17 protein-coding genes are annotated in these 18,024 nt (G+C 54.2%); 12 read left to right on the plus strand and 5 right to left on the minus strand.

Annotated features, from left to right (window positions below; genetic code table 11):
- Positions 1–830: 830 nt before the first annotated feature.
- The 5 genes from cas2 to LEP6406_RS0224515 all read right to left on the minus strand — a co-directional run bounded on the left by cas2 (position 831) and on the right by LEP6406_RS0224515 (position 7,004).
- Positions 831–1,136, minus strand: coding sequence for a CRISPR-associated endonuclease Cas2 (cas2, locus tag LEP6406_RS0224490; RefSeq protein ID WP_263971270.1), 306 nt, complete (start codon positions 1,134–1,136; stop codon positions 831–833).
- Between the two features lie 46 nt (positions 1,137–1,182).
- The gene (gene cas1, locus LEP6406_RS29610) at positions 1,183–2,121 is read right to left on the minus strand and encodes a CRISPR-associated endonuclease Cas1 (protein ID WP_008318678.1); all 939 of its coding nucleotides are present in this window, start codon (positions 2,119–2,121) and stop codon (positions 1,183–1,185) included.
- A gap of 161 nt (positions 2,122–2,282) precedes the next feature.
- Positions 2,283–2,675 carry a DUF2281 domain-containing protein gene (locus LEP6406_RS0224500; protein WP_008318682.1) on the minus strand — a complete coding sequence of 131 codons (393 nt, stop codon included), beginning with the start codon at positions 2,673–2,675 and terminating at the stop codon, positions 2,283–2,285.
- Complete coding sequence (locus LEP6406_RS0224505) at positions 2,672–3,019, minus strand: DUF6883 domain-containing protein (protein WP_008318685.1); 348 nt, start codon at positions 3,017–3,019, stop codon at positions 2,672–2,674. Before LEP6406_RS0224505 ends, LEP6406_RS0224500 begins: the two co-directional genes overlap by 4 nt.
- A gap of 2,539 nt (positions 3,020–5,558) precedes the next feature.
- Positions 5,559–7,004 carry a TIGR03985 family CRISPR-associated protein gene (locus tag LEP6406_RS0224515; protein WP_008318552.1) on the minus strand — a complete coding sequence of 482 codons (1,446 nt, stop codon included), beginning with the start codon at positions 7,002–7,004 and terminating at the stop codon, positions 5,559–5,561.
- A gap of 60 nt (positions 7,005–7,064) precedes the next feature.
- On the opposite strand from LEP6406_RS0224515, the gene crn3 reads away from it, so the two are divergent.
- The 12 genes from crn3 (at position 7,065) to LEP6406_RS29630 (ending at position 17,821) form a co-directional block, all read left to right on the plus strand.
- Positions 7,065–7,487, plus strand: coding sequence for a CRISPR-associated ring nuclease Crn3/Csx3 (gene crn3 / locus LEP6406_RS0224520; RefSeq protein ID WP_008318554.1), 423 nt, complete (start codon positions 7,065–7,067; stop codon positions 7,485–7,487).
- 28 nt (positions 7,488–7,515) lie between these two features.
- Entirely contained in the window at positions 7,516–8,511 is a 996-nt protein-coding gene (locus LEP6406_RS32420; protein ID WP_081748042.1) for an IS1/IS1595 family N-terminal zinc-binding domain-containing protein, read from the plus strand.
- Complete coding sequence (locus LEP6406_RS29620; RefSeq protein ID WP_008308402.1) at positions 8,496–9,056, plus strand: hypothetical protein; 561 nt, start codon at positions 8,496–8,498, stop codon at positions 9,054–9,056. The genes LEP6406_RS32420 and LEP6406_RS29620 overlap by 16 nt, the downstream gene beginning before the upstream one ends.
- A 275-nt stretch (positions 9,057–9,331) precedes the next feature.
- Complete coding sequence (gene cas10 / locus LEP6406_RS29625) at positions 9,332–11,503, plus strand: type III-B CRISPR-associated protein Cas10/Cmr2 (RefSeq protein ID WP_008308400.1); 2,172 nt, start codon at positions 9,332–9,334, stop codon at positions 11,501–11,503.
- Positions 11,503–12,246, plus strand: coding sequence for an RAMP superfamily CRISPR-associated protein (locus LEP6406_RS0224545; RefSeq protein ID WP_008308398.1), 744 nt, complete (start codon positions 11,503–11,505; stop codon positions 12,244–12,246). The genes cas10 and LEP6406_RS0224545 overlap by 1 nt, the downstream gene beginning before the upstream one ends.
- On the plus strand, positions 12,243–13,472 hold the full coding sequence (csx10, locus tag LEP6406_RS0224550; protein ID WP_008308396.1) for a type III-D CRISPR-associated RAMP protein Csx10: 1,230 nt from the start codon (positions 12,243–12,245) through the stop codon (positions 13,470–13,472). Before LEP6406_RS0224545 ends, csx10 begins: the two co-directional genes overlap by 4 nt.
- A complete protein-coding gene (locus LEP6406_RS0224555) occupies positions 13,469–13,918 on the plus strand; it encodes a hypothetical protein (protein WP_008308394.1) in 450 nt (149 codons plus the stop codon). The genes csx10 and LEP6406_RS0224555 overlap by 4 nt, the downstream gene beginning before the upstream one ends.
- Positions 13,919–13,970: 52 nt before the next feature.
- Entirely contained in the window at positions 13,971–14,828 is an 858-nt protein-coding gene (gene csx7 / locus LEP6406_RS0224560) for a type III CRISPR-associated RAMP protein Csx7 (RefSeq protein WP_008308391.1), read from the plus strand.
- Positions 14,821–15,771, plus strand: a complete 951-nt coding sequence (locus tag LEP6406_RS0224565; RefSeq protein ID WP_008308389.1) for an RAMP superfamily CRISPR-associated protein — start codon at positions 14,821–14,823, stop codon at positions 15,769–15,771. Before csx7 ends, LEP6406_RS0224565 begins: the two co-directional genes overlap by 8 nt.
- Positions 15,768–16,199 carry a hypothetical protein gene (locus LEP6406_RS0224570; RefSeq protein ID WP_008308387.1) on the plus strand — a complete coding sequence of 144 codons (432 nt, stop codon included), beginning with the start codon at positions 15,768–15,770 and terminating at the stop codon, positions 16,197–16,199. Before LEP6406_RS0224565 ends, LEP6406_RS0224570 begins: the two co-directional genes overlap by 4 nt.
- 213 nt (positions 16,200–16,412) lie before the next feature.
- Positions 16,413–17,330, plus strand: a complete 918-nt coding sequence (locus tag LEP6406_RS0224575) for an RAMP superfamily CRISPR-associated protein (RefSeq protein ID WP_409978153.1) — start codon at positions 16,413–16,415, stop codon at positions 17,328–17,330.
- A 2-nt stretch (positions 17,331–17,332) separates the two neighbouring features.
- On the plus strand, positions 17,333–17,821 hold the full coding sequence (locus LEP6406_RS29630) for a hypothetical protein (RefSeq protein WP_008308383.1): 489 nt from the start codon (positions 17,333–17,335) through the stop codon (positions 17,819–17,821).
- Positions 17,822–18,024: the final 203 nt, after the last annotated feature.

Genomic DNA, 18,024 nt, shown 5'->3' on the forward strand with positions numbered 1-18,024 from the left:
GATGGGGCCACCGATGGTTTCCGTCCCCTTGCGGGGAATGGGAGATGAATCGCGCCGCACCTACCTGCAAGCGCAGTTTCCGGAGCTTTATGTAGTTTCCGTCCCCTTGCGGGGAATGGGAGATGAATCTCGGTACCGCTAGAGGTGGTGATCAGCAAAAAGCACCGGGATGTTTCCGTCCCCTTGCGGGGAATGGGAGATGAATCACCATGAAAATAATCACCCTGCATCAACCCTATGCTTCGCTCATGTTTCCGTCCCCTTGCGGGGAATGGGAGATGAATCGAGTATGAGATTCAAGGGCAGCGGTATCGAGCCACGGGTTTCCGTCCCCTTGCGGGGAATGGGAGATGAATCAGTGTAAAGGCGTATAGACGGGGAAGATCATTCGTCAAGTTTCCGTCCCCTTGCGGGGAATGGGAGATGAATCTAGGGAAAGCCCTACGCAAGACCTACCGTAACGTCGTAGTTTCCGTCCCCTTGCGGGGAATGGGAGATGAATCTCCTTGCTTTGCAACCATGACGGGCGGAGTGAGCCTATAAAGTTTCCGTCCCCTTGCGGGGAATGGGAGATGAATCTCCTCATTTTCAAAGCCTTGTGGATACTGGCTTGCAGCCTCTGAAACCACAGAGGGGGGAGAGACCTGTCAACAAACATCCGTTGTTGGCAATTTTAGCCCTTTGTCAAAGACTGTAACCCATACGGAATCAACGATCCACGAAGGTTAACGTAACTATGCAGTTTTCTAGGTGCAGGGTAGGTGTGTGGTGTTCACCATAACTTGCTAACCAGTGTATGGGTCACAGCCCAAAAAGTCCATGGAACTTCCCTACAGAAAATAGGCTTGGGGCGGCGGGGTCGGTGGGTCGCTGCCAATGGTGAGAGCCTTGGCCATCGCCCCAGCGGGAATCCAATAAAACCGGACATTGTCTTCATCGGGGTGAGTGCGGTGCAGCACCTGGCGGTGGAGGCGCTGCATTTCATCCAGCGTGCCAAAACATTCAAAGACGCTCTCTTGCACCCGTCGCCCTTGGCCCTCTAGGAATTTGGCCAGCTTGTTGCGGCGGCGATTGTCGGCAATGTCGTACACCACTAGGGTCAGCATCAGGTCACCCGCCGGAAGGGTTCGTAGCAATCGCCCGTTTGCAAACACCGTTTGTAGCGCCGAATTTGCAGCACGATCACCTGGCGATAGGGCACAGGTTTGGGGCTGTCGGGGTGGCGGATGGGGTCATAATCCGCCCTTCAAACCCTTGCAAAAAGCGCTTACGGGCGGGGTCTGCCAGGTAGACCCCGCCCTCGGCATTGGGTGGGGTGAAATCCTCCAGGGTAAACACCCCCTGGTTGATTAATTGGACGACTAGGGTATCGACAATGGGGGAGCGGAACTCCTCCATTAGGTCAAAGGCAAGCTGGGCCTCTGGGCGATCGGAGCGGTGCAGATTGCCCAGGTAGGGGTTGACCCCCTCGACCCGTAGCAGACTCAACACATTGTTGAACAGGAGGGTATAACCGAAGCTCAGTAGCGAATTCACCGGGTCAGTGGGCGGGCGGCGAGTGCGCTGGGTCAGGGTGAAATCGGGATGTTTGAGCAACTGCCCCAGGGCCAAAAAGTAGCGGGCGGCGGCGGCACCCTCGTAGCCCCGCAGGCTGTTGAGGCTATCGGTCTCTAAGGTAAGGTTGGTGGCGGCACGGCGATCGCGGTTAATGCCCTGGGCAGCGGCAGCTACAGTCTCTAGCGGGTGACGACGATTCAGCTTCAACAACAGTTGGCGAGAATTCCAGAGCTTGCCCCGGACAATGGCTTGGGCCATAGCCCACTGAAACTGGGGTTGCGAAAACCGTTCGTACTGAAGCGCCTGGGTCTGTTGTTGACTGTCTTCAGCGCTCCACAGATGCCCCTTGTAGCTGCCCGTTTGCGATAGGAAAACCACGGGGATGTGGTGGTACAGACAGGTGGAAATAGCAGACGTGCTGAGTTGAATGTTGCCAAACAGGCAGACATGCTCCACCTCTTTGATCGGCACCTCAATGGCGTCAGCATCGGGCAATTGCACCACAAACCGTCCGTAGTCTTTGCGTAGTTGGGTGCCCTGTTGCGTCAGGTAAAGTAGTGCCATGGTGGAACTCCAGCGGAGGGGATGCCGTTCCTCCTCAGATTTCCCTAGGGGAAATGGCGCTGATGTTGGCAAAAGTGCTGAAGTTTTCGGGGTTAGTACGGGCGATCCCAGCAAAGTTTCTGAGCTAGCTAGGGTTGTCGTCGCAAAGCGGAAGGGGCAGATCAGGCTACCTTTTGTTTGAGAAATTCAGCAAAGTCAGCGATTTCCTGCAAGAGGGGGTCTGACAACTCTTCAATCAGGGCAAGCAGTTGGGCACGGATGCCAACGGTTTCTGAGGCGGGTTTGAGTAAGCGAATCTGATGGGGAGAAACCATTGCAACCGCTAGGGTTTCGATGAAGGCATCTGGATCGTTGCGATCCGTTGCGATCAGGTTTTCGTCTGAGTCGTACTTGACCCAATCCCCAAAGAGTTCGACCAGGTAAGCCTCGCCACCATTTTCGCCATCATTCAGGATCTCTACCACTGTACCAATGGTATCGAGGGGAAGGTGGGAATCGTCTGAGGTCGCGATCGATTCGGTGAGCTGAACCGTATCAAAAAGCTTGAATTTCATGGCTGCTTCTTCTTTCTACGGGTGGGCACGGCGGTTACAAAGCGGGCGGTGTCCTCTCCTGATCGAACTATCCACGCGGTCAAGATCGGTCGAGAGAGGCCATTGGCACCCGTCACCCGAATTTGAGCTTGATAGCGCTCTCCAAAGGGGCTCTTGCCTTTGGGTTCTAGCATATCCACTGAGACTTCTCTGAGGATGGCATTGCGAATAGCTGCGGCTGAGTCAAAGGCAAGGATATTGCGCCAGAAGTTCTGCTTATCTCCTCCTTGACCCGGTGCAGCGGCACGGGTCAACAAATACTCTGCCTTAGCGAGGGACATTTCTAACCGCTCAGGTGCGGACATACTGTCGATGCTGATTGGGATGAGGGGATTGTAGCGTGCTTACTTTCAGGGGAAAAGGCAAGGCAGAACTCAAGGCAGAAGGCAGAAAAGGTGGCTGGTGGGGTGTTTAGGATGGTGCGACGGTTGAGATAAGTTCCTGAGTGAGAAGACTTTCAAGTCCTCACCCGAATCCCATTCATCCTTCTGCCCCTTCGACCAGCTCAGGGCAGGCTTCTGATTTCTGATTCCCCGTCGTTTCCGTTCCCTTTCGGGGTAAGGGATTTTGAACAGCAATTGTGTGGGTGGCTATTGCCCTGACTCTGGCGTTTCCGTCCCCTTTCGGGGTAAGGGATTTTGAACATGGCGCTTTGGCTCATTGCGTCGATGGTTATCGGGTTTCCGTCCCCTTTCGGGGTAAGGGATTTTGAACGGCATGCCAAACCCTGGCTGGTGGATATGCCACTGAAGAGTTTCCGTCCCCTTTCGGGGTAAGGGATTTTGAACTTCCCGGATTGTTGCCCCCCTGAGCACCAATCGTGGGTTTCCGTCCCCTTTCGGGGTAAGGGATTTTGAACCTGGAGATACGACGACCATCCAGGTAGGCCAACAGCAGTTTCCGTCCCCTTTCGGGGTAAGGGATTTTGAACCTGGTCGGTCGAACAACGGGCAGCTGAACGATACGGTTTCCGTCCCCTTTCGGGGTAAGGGATTTTGAACGTCTGGAGGCGACGACCGCCAGCCTTCTAAGGAGGAGGCGTTTCCGTCCCCTTTCGGGGTAAGGGATTTTGAACGGCTCCAGCTGAAGAAGGATCTCCAGAACCCGAAGCTGGTTTCCGTCCCCTTTCGGGGTAAGGGATTTTGAACTTTGAAGGGCTCCAACGCCTTCTTCAAGATCAAATTGTTTCCGTCCCCTTTCGGGGTAAGGGATTTTGAACGAGGTAACGGCTGTATTGACACTGATCCGGAAAATGAGGTTTCCGTCCCCTTTCGGGGTAAGGGATTTTGAACCAGTGACGAAGCCTGCGACGAAGCCAGAGAAATCGTTTCCGTCCCCTTTCGGGGTAAGGGATTTTGAACGGTCAACAGGGGCCAACTCTCTAAGGCGACTGCCTAGAGACGTTTCCGTCCCCTTTCGGGGTAAGGGATTTTGAACCGGCCGCCTTCGAAGGCGACAGAATACAGACCTGGTTTCCGTCCCCTTTCGGGGTAAGGGATTTTGAACCCTGTTCGGATCTGAAGAAATTCCACGGTGGAAAGGGTTTCCGTCCCCTTTCGGGGTAAGGGATTTTGAACGAGTCGGGCAATCGTGCGCGACCGGGAATACCAATGGGTTTCCGTCCCCTTTCGGGGTAAGGGATTTTGAACGTCATCACCTCGTTGCGAAACGACTTGGGTGACATGGGGTTTCCGTCCCCTTTCGGGGTAAGGGATTTTGAACCACAATAGTGGGCCCCATCATAGTCGACTGTGACTGTTTCCGTCCCCTTTCGGGGTAAGGGATTTTGAACCACTTTTGCATTCGCCATGACTTTCCATGGAATGGCGGCGGGTTTCCGTCCCCTTTCGGGGTAAGGGATTTTGAACCGGACTACAGTGACGAGGACGGGAGCCGTCACCCGTTTCCGTCCCCTTTCGGGGTAAGGGATTTTGAACGGTGGTTCTTGCTTGAACCCCAGATCCGAGAAGCGTTTCAAGGTTTCCGTCCCCTTTCGGGGTAAGGGATTTTGAACGATCCAGTTCCAGTCGTAAGTGTCAAACCCCTACCGTTTCCGTCCCCTTTCGGGGTAAGGGATTTTGAACTCGAGGTGTACGGTTGGGACCAAAACAACCCCCTGTTTCCGTCCCCTTTCGGGGTAAGGGATTTTGAACTGGTTCGGTGGAGTGGCTTCTAGCTACTGCACTCGCGTTTCCGTCCCCTTTCGGGGTAAGGAATTTTGAACACTTCATTGATGTCACAGTAGGAGCAGCCATTGGGTTTCCGTCCCCTTTCGGGGTAAGGGATTTTGAACGATGAGGCACGGTATCAAGGGACAGAAGAAAAGCCAGTTTCCGTCCCCTTTCGGGGTAAGGGATTTTGAACCGTCTCGTGGACTATGTAGGACCTAATAACACTCCGGTGTTTCCGTCCCCTTTCGGGGTAAGGGATTTTGAACAAACACTGTGACCGCTTTCTGCCAACAGCACTCAGTTTCCGTCCCCTTTCGGGGTAAGGGATTTTGAACGTTTCGGGTAGAAACCGATAAGGGCGATTTCACCATGTTTCCGTCCCCTTTCGGGGTAAGGGATTTTGAACCCCCCCGATCTAGAACCCTTGCTGTGTAAGGGTTTCAACCCCCTAAATCTGAGGGGGTCTAACCGAAGGTCAAATAATTGAGAATTGCTATCAATAACCCCTCTGGAAACAGAACTCAAACCCTTGCTACGCAAGGGTTCTGAGGGGGTTGACAAAGCTATGCGGTTTTCAAGGATCGGTAGACCCCCTCAGATTTGGGAGCTTTGCGCATCATCATAGCCACCCCTGCCAATTTTTGCCACAAAACTACCAAAATCCCCAAGATTCTCACCCTTCATAGTGAGCCATCTCCCGCTGCGCCTCCTGGGCCATCTGCTGCCGCAACCCCCACGGCGCGATCGCTTCCCCCTGGGGTCGCCAGTCCCGCAGGCGCATCACCACATTGATATCCCCCAGCCGCACCCAGCCCGCATAGTACACATCCTGGGGCGTTCGCCGCGCCAGCACCGCCAACACCGCCGCCTGCTCCGCCGGGGGCACATATTGCCGCACCCGCGATCGCGCCTCCCCGTAGCTCACCCGCTCAAACGTGGGGTGCCGTTCCGTGTCATCCACATACCAGCGGGCAAAGGTCGGGGTAAACCGCATCAACAGCCACCCCTTCGGTAAGTAAAAATTAAACCCCCAAGCCTGATCCAGGGCCGCCTCCACATCGGCGGGGGTCGGCAACTCCCCACAGTCCCGCAACTGCTTCAGCGCCGCCGGAATCGCCGGATCCCCCCAGGGCAACACCCGCAGCCGCTCCGACACAATGCGATCGAGGCGATAGTTATGCCAGCCCACCCGCCCATCCGGGTCGAGCCCATAGGCACTGAGATACTTGGCCCGCCGCGCATAGTGCAAACAAACCGGATACACCGTCACCGTCGCCGTGCGACCCTGGCGGGCGAGGAAATTCTCAAACTGAATCACCCCACCATCGGGGCGGTGCCATAGCCGCTCGATTACCTCCTGATGGCTGTCGATGCGCTCCTGTGCCTCCGGTGGCAAAATGTAGTCCAAATGGACAAAAATCCGCCGAGTCGGCTCCGTTGGCCATCCGCTGCGGTGCTGCTCTGGAGTCGCGGTAACGTGCTCCCACAGACGGCTAATGATCACCTCTAAGTTCGGCTGCACAAAAGCGATCGCCTGCAAGGCCGATAACAACTCCCAGGTTTCAGTGGTCGAGAACCCCAACCCCGAGGCGGCTGGGGCCAGCCCAGGCAGGGGGGGCCACTGGGTAGCAGGCACCGTCTGAAATTGCCCCCGTCCCGCCGAGCGTAACCACCCTTGTGCCACCAGGGCCTTGAGGTCATCCCGAATAGAACGATGCACAGCGGCAAAGGGCTTGGCGGTCAAATCAAGCTGCCCTGGGTCGAGCCCCAACTGAGCCATCTCTGCCTGCCAATCGGGCTGATCCCAATCGGGCACCTGCTCCACAATCAACGCCTGAATCGACTTTTGACAGACACAGCCCCCATCCCGACAGGCCGCCGTCAACACCGACACCGCCGCTGGGTCCGCCGTGCCATGGCTGGGGGCAAACAGCCGCGATCGCAAATCCCCATAGCGAAAAGGGTCAGGTAGGTGCTGACCCCAGGGGGTTTCACCGCCATAGAGCGATCGCAGTAGCCACCACAGCCGCACCACCCGCTGCCATCGACTGGCCAGTTGCCCCCCGCTCAACCCCTGCAACACCGCTGGACTGGGGGGATAGTCGAATCGTTTATTCATTGGAAGACCCCTCTTCAAACCTCAGTCTATACTGGGGGCGTTCTGATGGGAGCCTAAGCGGTGAGCGATCCCAACCTCAGTCCGATTGCCTTAAGTCTGGGGCCGATGCAAACATTGGAGGGTCTGCGGTTTCAGGTGCTCTCCATTGCGCTCACCAGTCCCGATCGCTTGATCGCCCCTGGGGATTTGCGATCGCTCACCCTGCCCCCAGGGATTGATACCACTGCGGGGGTGATGATCACGGGGCGAGGGCCAATCTGGCTCTATACCTACCTGGTCCATGAGCTGCATCCCACCGCTTGGGTAGCCTGTTATGACCCCCGGCTGGGGGCCGTGGTGGTGACCACCCATTCCCGCCAGGTGCGGGTTGGCCAAGTGATTCCGTTGCACCTCTCCCAAGGGCGACCGCGATTGGGGCCAGCGCTCCTGGTGGTGGGGCCGCCCGACAGCGGCGGCACTGTCAGCTTAGGGGGTGAGAGCTAGACTGTAGATGCAGCAAGCCTTAAGCCCAATGCACTGTATTTATTGCCAGAGTGAAGAGGTCGTCAAGAACGGTAGCAAAACCTTGAAGAGCGATCAAGTCGTGCAACGCTACCTCTGTAAGACGTGTGGCCGTCGCTTCAATGAACGTAGCGGTACCCCGATGGCCCGCCTACGAACGCCAGCAGCCACGGTAGAGATGGCCCTGAATGCCAGAGGCGAAGGTCTTGGCATCAGAGCCGCCGCTAGGGTCGTGGGGACATCCCCGAGCAGTATTAGCGCTTGGGAAGAGCGCTTATCATCTCATCTGCCCGCCTGGTCTCCCCCTGCACCTGAGGGCGGAGAAGTCACCATAGAGGGCGATGAACTCTATACCCGGGTGGGAGAGAACCTTCCCCCCGAAGCCTCAGAAGGCTGGACGATCAGCTTCATTGAGCGAGAGAGTCGTTACTGGCTAGAAGCCAGTGCGGGACTCAAGGCGGCTCAGTTGTTTGAGCAGGGGGTGGAGCGGGCCTGGCAGTGGGCTGTGTCCAGTGCTTGGATTCGATGGTTTACCGATGGCGAGCGGCGCTATGGCAAGGAATTGTGGAAACTGGCCAGCGTCTATCTACCGAGCCACCTGACCTCAGAGGCATATCCCTATCAGAAGGTCTGGCGTGAAGGTTTAGAAGTGGCCATCAAGATCAAAGGCTCTCAAGGCAAGGCCCGGGTGGAGTGGCTCCAAGTGGAGCATCCCTGGACAGCGATGAGTTCCATAGCAGAGGTTCATGCCAATCACCTTGAAGCCTTTAACAGTGCCTTGAGGCGTCGAGCAACGGCCTATCGAAGACGTCAGAACCACTACGCTAAGCAGTTAGAAGGATTGCAGCGGGCTTTAAATGTACAGCGCCTGATTCACAACTGGGTGCGGCCCCATTGGAGTTTAGGCAAAGCCAGAACACCAGCAATGGCAATGGGATTCATTCAGCGCCCACTGAAAATCTCTGAGATCCTCTTATCCAGAGGATTTGAATGGATCACCCCTTAACAGGACAGTGCCACAGCGGCAAGTCGGTCCTTAGCCATGCCCTGTTCAAGGCTCTCTTACCTGAGTGTCCCGATGTCTTTCTCCAGCGGGCGCAGTGGGACGGGGAGGGTAACTGGATTTTGGAGTTGCCCGCAACGGCCACCGCAGACGATCTCGAAACCTTCAAGTTGGCCTACAAGGGGGAACTGACCCAGCACTTTTACCCGAATCAGGCCCAGGCGATTTTGCAACTGCGCCGCCAGAAGGATCTGGTGATTGTGGATGTGGGGGGCCGGGTACAGCCAGAGAAACTGCCGGTGCTTGAAGCCTGCTCCCACTATCTGATCATCAGTGCCCAGCCAAATCAAGTGAACCCGTGGCACGAATTCTGTAGAGATCGCGGTAATCTCCGCTGTCTAGCGGTTGTCGCGAGTACTTTAGACCCAGTCGAAATTATTCATCGACGAGAACCTTTCCTGGAGATGACCTGTGGGCCGTGGGTATCAGGGACCGAGACGCGGGTGCCGGAGGTGTTGTGGGAGGGGGTGCGATCGATCATTCCTTGAGAACTACCCTTGAGAACTAAACCAGCGGCATTGGTGATATCAGAAAGCTTATGGATAAAAGTCTTCAGCCTTAAAGCCTACCGAAGCTTTCTGACCTAGCATATATTCCCAACCTGATCGGCAGAGATTGAGACCCTTCCATCTATAGCGAAGATATGGTTAATCCACAGACGAGACCGGTTTCCCATTCATCCCCTATCCCCGTTGGTTTGGCTTGGTGTCTAGCTTGGGGGGAGACCAAAACCCCTCAAGTCAGCATCCCAGTTTTGCAACACATGCGGCAGGCGATGTTGGCGGGTGAGCCGGTGCCGGAAGCGGTGGCATCTGCCGTTGAGCAGGTGCGTGATCTCGACACCTTGCCCTACCCCGAAACCCTGGAAGCCCTAACCGCCCTAGCCACAGAGCACGCAGCGCTTTGGGAGTCTAAAATCGGCCTGGTTTACGGCGGAGCCACCAAGATTAAGCAGTATGTGTTTGAAGCCTCTAAATTACAGGATATTCGCGGCGCATCGGCTTTGTTGGATCGGATCAATTTAGTTGACCTACCGGGTTTCTTTGCTGATGATGAAGCCCCATCCCAACTTTGGTTGACCGAGAACTTTCCTGCCCAGGATGGGAACCTCGGCCTTGCCCAAGCCCTGATTCCTGAGCTGATTGTTTACTCCACGGGCGGCAATATCCTGGCCTTTTGCCCCGTCGCCTACGTTGACGATCTCGCCAATGCGATCGAGAAGCGCTATACCGCTGAAACCTTGACGGCCAATTCCTGTGCCGTTGGAGATAGTTTTCGCTTTTTGGAGCTGCGTTTCGGGTTACTCAAAGACGACATCAGCCAAACTCCATGGCTGGAGTGGTATCGCCAGAACCCTGCCCATCCCCTAGTAACGGCCAGCTTTGGTCAAGTAGGGGCAGATCTAACCACACAGTTCAAAGAACGCAAGAGCTTTAACGAACTGGTGCGGCGCTTAGCGGTGCGGTTTAATCAACGACGCAGTGGAGACGATCGCTTTGCTACGGAACGACCCAGCCGTCGCTATCCCCCCATGTTTGAAACCCATCCCTACGGGCGACGAGATGGCCCCGAACGTCGTTTGGCGGTATCCCAGGCGAAACAGTTACCGGGAGAGCCCCGGTTCTCTGATGCCACGGCCCGAAAGCGGATTGTGGGCCAAAAAGTCAAACGAGAAACCCAACGCACCGGCTGGTTTACCCAAGAGCAATTTGGTTGGCAGCCTGGGCGCTTAGAAAGCTGGACGCGCCGGTTCGAAGACTTTCTGACGGAACAGGGGCAATGGCCTCAATATGATCCTGACCACTGCCGTCCAGAAGAAGCGCGATCGCTGCGGGAGATCGGCAACGCCAGCCAGGGTTTCGTGGCCTACATCTATGCCGACGGCAACAACATGGGGGGCTATATCCAAACCATTACCACCGCTGAGGAATACCAACAATTCAGCGCCGTCGTTTCGGTTGCAACTGAGCACGCGGTTTACCAGGCGCTCAAGACTCATCTGCACCCCCATCAACTCCACGGCATTACCGATCCAGAGAGTGCAGACCGCAACGGTGTGTGGGTGCATCCCTTTGAGATTCTGACCATTGGCGGTGACGACGTGATGTTAGTGGTGCCTGCCAACCAAGCGTTGGCGATCGCCCAAACCCTAAGCGAACAGTTCGAGGTGTTGCTGGTTGAGCAGAATCCTGCCTTTGGCCTCACCCAAACCCCCTCTCAGGAGGCACTGTCAGCCATTCATCGCTACCGCCCCACCACTGCAAAGCCTGCGATTTGCCAACTCAGTATGTCGGCAGGGGTATTGGTCACCGCTGAGAACACCCCCATCTACTACGCCGAGAACCTAACCAACCAATTACTCAAGTCTGCCAAGAAACAGGCTAAACACCTGAAAAAAGAATATGGCTACCAGGGCGGCACCATCGACTTTTTGGTGATGAAAGCGGTGACGATGCTGTCTTCTACCGTCAGTCGCTTTCGGGAAGATGGCTTGATCTTTGGCACCCAGCCCCACCTCAAACTCTATGGTGCGCCCTACACCCTCCATGAAATTGGTGGACTTTTAGAAACGGCTCAAGCCCTGAAGCAGGCTAATTTCCCGCGATCGCAGCTGTATCAAATCCGAACCTTACTCGAACGGGGTAAACGCACCGCCATGCTCAACTACCGTTACTTTTGGTCACGGCTGAACAACAAGGAGGCCAAAGCTAAACTCAAGGCGGAATTTGAGGATGCCTGGTGCCAAGCTAAAACCAACGACGGCAACCTAGTGCCCTGGATTTACGTAGAGCCGACCGAAGCGGAACGTCAAGACCCAGAGTATGTACCCACCTACGAAACCATCTGGCGGGAATTAGTGGATCTCTATCCCTTTATTGATGAGCCGCAACTAGCATCGGCAGGACTAACGGCCACTCATCAGGAGGTGCAGTAATGGTGCGGCTCAGTAGCTTGACTCAGGATTTATCTCAGCAGACCACAAGCCTGCCGATTACAGCCTTGATTGACAGCGCCCTCTGTGTCGGAGCCGGAGGCTCATCCGGATCCTTAGCCGATAAGCCTATTATCCGCAATCACCAAGGGCAGCTTCTCATCCCTGGCTCCCAACTGAAGGGGCGTCTGCGTCATGAATGTGAAAAGTTAGCCCGTGGGTTACTCTGGCCGATTTGCGAATCCCCTGTGGCCCAAACCATGTGTCCTCAAATGGGGCTCCCAGAAGGCTCTCCATTTCGGCGAGCAGACTACCAACTCCCCTACCAGCAATTCGCCGATGGTCGTCCCCAGCATCACTGCCTGATCTGCCAACTGTTTGGCAATCCGGCTTTGCCTTCTCGCATTGGGGTGGATGACCTGATCTGCGAAGTCGAACCCGTCAACCTGCCGGAGGTGTTGCGTCCCGGTGTCACCCTCAACCGCCGTCGCCGCACCGCTGAAGACCAAAAACTCTACTTTTTGGAAACCTCTCCGGTGAATGTGCAACTGCCTTTCACGGGTTTTATCCATCTAGAGCCGGATTGCCCGCCCCAGGCTCAACCCCTGATCTGGGCAGCCCTCCACCATATCCATGCCTTGGGAGGCAGCAAATCGGCTGGGTTAGGTTGGTTGACTTGGCAGTTGCCTGAGCCCACAGTGACGGCAAGTGATTGGGATGCGTTAAGGGAGGGTGCAGGATCATGACAACACTACAACTCACTATTACGGCCCGTGCTCCCTTGGCCATTGGTCGCCAAAAACCAGGGGGTTCCATCAGTGAGGCCCAGACTTACATTCCTGGTTCGGTGATCAGGGGGGCGATCGCCGGCAAAATGTTACGTCAAGTCGCTGCCAATGAGACCCCCGGTGAAACCACAGATTTAGCACAACCCGGTGGAGATTTTGAACGACTCTTTACCACCGAAGACGCGGCGGTTTTTAGCAATGCCTATCCCAGTCTCCAAGGGCAACCTGCCTTGGTGTTACCAGCCACAGCCGTCAGCTCCAAAACCAGCCCTGGCTTCCGGTCCGAAAAGGGCGGTAACGAAGGCGTTTTTGACACCTTAATCGATGGGTTTTGCGCTGAAGGCCATGGCTACCCCTATGAGCCCAGTTGTTTGAATGGAGATCGAGCTGAGCCCTATAGTCAGTTCTACACCATTGAAAATGGGCGGTATCAAACCCAGAGTGTGGATACGCGCCTGTTAACCCGAGTGGGGATCAACCGCCGTCGGGCCACCGCTCAAGAGCAGGTGCTGTATAGCATTGAGGTGATTAACGAGACCCAGGGTAAGGCTGGTCAACCTACTATCTTTAGCAGCAGTATTGCCCTTGAAGATGCAACCTTAGCAAGCCAGTTGGCAACTTATTTAGAGCAACAACAATGGCGGCTGGGGGGCTCTGCGTCACGGGGCTTAGGTAAGGTCGATATTCAAGTCAGCGAACCGAGTTCGATCGCGCCAGTTGCAACACGCATTGAGGCGTTTAATCATGAACTGAGAAAGCGCTGGCAGCAGTGGGGAGAAGCCTATGGGGGTACTCAGGATTTGCCCAGCGATCGCCAGTTTTTTACCCTTGATTTGCAGTCCGATGCCATTCTGACTGAGCAATGGCGACGCACTACGGTAGTGTCTCCGGCCATGCTCTGCCAGATGGCGGGTATTGGGGATGATCAACTCCAACTCCACTCGGTTTACAGCAGCTATGACTATTGCTCGGGTTGGAATGCCGCCTGGGGTCTGATGAAAGATGTGGAGTTGGTCACCCAACGGGGGGCAGTCTATCTATGGAGTACATCCCAGTTGGACCAGTGGATATCCCCGCTAGCCGAATTGGAAATTAAAGGAGTAGGCGAACGCACCCCAGAAGGGTTCGGACAGGTAAAAGTTTGCGATCAGTTTCACCAAGTCTTTCGGGAGGCAGCGGTATGACATTTAGTGCTGAGCAACAGCGGGATCTAAAGGTGCAGCAGGGCATCCGTCAGGCAGAGGATGATCTGGTGAGCTGGATCCAAGGGGCGCTGGATACAGCGACATATAAAAAGCCTGGAAAGAATGCCCAGAAGGATAAGGACAAATTAGAAGAGTCCCAGTTTCGTAATCTGGTCAGTGTTTCAGACACCACCAGTAGCCCAGAAGTGGTCAAAAATTTCCTGCGCTACCAAGTTGGCCGAGGAGATAAGTGGGGGCGGGGGCCTGGTTCGTTGGCTGAGCACATCGTTAATGACATCGACACCAATCTTAAAACGACGGCCCAAGCCATTGCGAAGCAGACTGAAAGTGGTGATTTAACGGCTATTCATATTGAGTTGATTCGCCGTTATCTCGGCTATGGGGCGCGCTATCTAAAGTATTTGAATGATGGACAAACCGGATAGTTAAGGGGATCAATAGTGAATAACGTCGTTAATTTTCATCGGGTCACCATTTATGTTTGACATCTTTAAAAGCCGTTTAGAGATTAGCGGCATCCTCACGACGGTTACGGCGCTCCGGATTTCCCAGGGGCGATCAACGGAACCCATCGGTTCAGACCTGCCAGTGGTCAAAGATTCCCTAGGGAAACCGCTCATCCCTGGCTCCAGTTTCAAAGGGGCACTGCGATCGCGCCTGGAAAGTTTTTTGAGGGGCATTTTAGGGAGCGATCGCAAACTCGTCGCCAACCCAGCCATTGAAGAAGAATGGTCCCTCACGAAGGGGGAAATCGACGCACTGAAGAAGCAGCATACAAATGATGCGACTCTGACAGCGGCGATTGTAGCTGAGACCGACTTGGCCTCACAATTATTTGGCTCCCCTTGGCTATCCAGTAAATTCCAAGTTCGAGACCTGACCGTGTTGCCTGACACCTGGTTTGGCCAATATCAAGAACGGGATGGGGTTTCGATTGATCGGGATACCGAAACCGCCGCTGATGGTAAACTCTATGACTTTCAAGTAGTTCCTGCGGGCACGCCCTTTGTCTTTAAAGCCGTTGTCGAAAACGCCGAAGACTGGGAGCTAGGGCTGCTAATGATTGGGCTACACCAGTTTGAGAGCGAAATGATTCCCTTAGGTGGAGGCTGTTCTCGTGGCTTAGGGGTTGTCAAGCTGAAATTGGATGAAATGATTTGGGTTAAGCCTGAAAACCCCCAGGATCTTATCGACTACTTGAAAAATTTGGTTGATGGTCAGCTTCAAGCCTATGTCAAAACTTCGGGAGAGATAGCAACCCTGAAAAATAGCTGGTCTCAAAAGACACTCGAAAAGTTGACTCAATTAGCGGCTAGGGAGGCAACCCATGCATAAGCGATTTGTAAACCACTGCACCATTGATCTCACCCTCACTCCCTGCGGCCCGATCTTGATCAAGTCTGGGAAAGAGGGCGCTGATCCCACTAAACCGGATATGGAATTTGTCGAGACCTTCCATGCCGGGGGACGCTCGATTTATTTGCCTGGTAGTTCTCTAAAAGGGGCTTTACGTGCCCATGCCGAGCGGATTGTCAGAACGGTGGGGAGCGATCGCCGCCCTGATGATGCCAGTCGCCTTTGGGCCAGTGACCCGCTGGACCTGAAGGGCTATCAATATCTGGACAATGTCAAAGACAGCCAAACCATTTATCGGCTGTCCTCATTTACCGACCAGTTCTTTGGCAGTGTGGCGATCTCCAGCCGCGCCCGTATTGAGGACGCTTACCCCGTAGATCGTGCCCAACTCAAAATTGAGGAGCGTAACGGGGTCGCCATTGATCGGGTGTTTGGTTCCGTTGCGGTGGGGCCATTTAACTATCAGGTCTGTACCGCTGGCGAGTTTCGCACCAAGATTCACCTCAAGAACTTCACCCTGGCCCAGTTAGGGCTGGTGGGTTTGGTGTTGCGGGATCTGGATGATGGCTGGTTCGGTTTAGGGTTTGCCAAGTCGCGGGGTATGGGCTTGGTGTCAGTCAAGCTCGACTCTGCGGTGGTGCAGTATCCCGGCTGTGTCTTAGAGGCAGGCCAGATTAAAGCCCTAGGTGCTGCCCAAAGCTGGCCTCACACCACCCTATTGGGCGCTGGGGAATTTTTGGAGGCCGACGAAGCCAGTCGTTATGGTTTTCCTAAACCCGATCATGAGGAAACCCCGGTGGCGGCTCAACCCATGGATTTGAACTTTGGAGTTCAGGCTACTTGGTCAGGCCCAATCCAAGTCAAAGATCTCTTCACCCGTGCCGTCTCCTCTTGGAGTCGTTTGCTGGGGGTGGCGGCATGAGTTTTGTTGGCACGAAAATGGTGGGTACGAGTGAGGAACTCAAAACCCTGCTGAATCAGATTATGGGAGATAACCGCTGCTTTTTTCTGCGCTGGCCCCACAAGGTGAGTGGCCTATGTCGAGAGCTGCCCAAAGATTTTCCCAGCCCTGAGGGACAAGTGTTTAATGGCGATCGCGAGTTGCGTTGGCAAGCCCAGGGGCAAGGCTACAGCGTGCTGGCTCTGAGTAGCACGGATGATATCACTGGCTTTGAACCCATCGACTCAGAAACAGAATGGGTGACCTGCGATCGCGAAGCCCAAGTGTATCCCTCCACCGAGACCCGTTTCCCGAAGGGCCTTGCCGCTAACGGTATCGATATTGGTCAGCGGTATTTCCAAGATAAACAAACAGCAACGGTTCATTTTGTTGCGCTGGTTAAGAGGTAAACCATGGCCACTCCACAACCGATCAAAAAACCGTCACGTCCTCAACCGCCCGATCCCAGTCAAAAACGACCTCGACCTAAATCTGAGGCGGCACCTGCTGCGCCAAACCCAGTTCCCGACACGGGAGATAAACCCTATGGACTGGTTCCCCTGCCAGCTAAGGGCATTGACCGCCAACGCCCCGCTGGTCAGGATCAGTTCAGACCCAAGCTGATGAGTGGCAAGTTGCATCTAACCTTAACCGCCCAAACTGCCTCCTTTATAGCGTCTGGGGTAATTGCTATGGGGCGGGATGTACAGCTACCCAGGGTGGATCTCGTTAAAACAGCCGTCCATCAGGAAAACAAGTTGATTATTCCAGGTAGCTCCTTAAAGGGTGTGGTGAGATCGGCCTATGAAGCATTAACTTGCAGTTGCCTCTGCAAAACCAAAGTCCGGCGAGAAAAAATTCCCGAAGGGTACAGTGAATGCAAGATTAATGCCAAACAGAAAAAGTTTGATGTATGTCCCGCCTGCCGGGTGTTTGGGGCAATGGGATGGCAGGGGTTAGTCTCCTTCCCAGATGCTATCGGGCAATCAATCGATATTCATGTGGAGTTTATGCAATCTCTTTATGGACCTGCGCCCAAAAACCCGATGTATGACAACAATGGCAAAGTGTCAGGGCGCAAATTTTACTATCACGCTACCCAATCCGTAAGTTCTAAAAAAGCGCCTGATGGCAAGGACAAAAAGGGCCTCGACGCTCAGAAAGCAAAGCAGGGCTGTATATTCAAAACGGCGCTTCAATTTAAGAACCTAACAGAGGCGGAGTTGGGGACCATATTTGTGATCCTGGGTCAGGATGAAAATCACCCCATGGCTCTGAAGGTTGGTGGGGGGAAGCCCATTGGTATGGGCAGTCTGTCAGTCAAGGTTGAATTACTTGAGAAGCCCGCTATCCCTAAAAACCGCTATACCCGATATATCTTGCCTGAGTCCGATTTCCTGGTGGGAGCGCCCTTGCAGGCGTTTATGCAAACGGCGATCGCCCAGGCCCAGACCAACCTGATTGAACCGCAGCAGATGCAGGAGCTGGCCAAAATCCTGGCTTGGCCTACTCAAAACGCTGCGCCGGAGGGGATGTACTAGCCATGACAACTGAGATCACACCGCTGGAATTGACGGATGTCCAATGGCAGATTGCTCATAAGATTGCACAGGAGCTTGCCGAGCAACAGCTTCAGATAGATCCTCAGAAAGATGGAATCGAAACGGAGTTCAAGAAAGTACTTAGCTACTTGCGAGAAAAAGTAATATCTGTTGATCAAAAAGGAGAGAACTTCAGCAAAACCTTTTCCATTTACTTGGAGGTACTGAAGAAAAATAGTAAGAGTATAGGTCACGGCAAACACAATACCTCTAATTATCATGCTGCGATTGAAAAAGCTTGTAGAAAACCTCTCAGCAATCAGGACAATCCAGAGAAAATACTTGTTATTCTAGGTTGGGCAATCAGGCTTATTCGCTACTATAAGCAAGGAGAATCCTTGAATTCACAAAAATACTTGAAAAAGGAAAAAGCTGGTGATAGTCCATCAAAGACAAGTATGGCTGCTGCCTTTGAAAAGCTTGGCTTTTGATTTTATTCGTTTCAATAAACGTATTCTTTGGAATGGTAATCGCCTTAACGGGTGACAAGGGCACTCAACGTCATACGGTACAGGGTTTTGAGATAATGGAGGGGACAAAAAAAAGGGAGCCTCAGTACAGCTCCCCCAACCAAATATGTTCCCTACATTCTACCAAACTACCCTTCTCACCCATCTCAATGAAAAACAGTACT

Source organism: Leptolyngbya sp. PCC 6406 (assembly GCF_000332095.2).
Classification (GTDB): Bacteria; Cyanobacteriota; Cyanobacteriia; order Phormidesmidales; family Phormidesmidaceae; genus PCC-6406.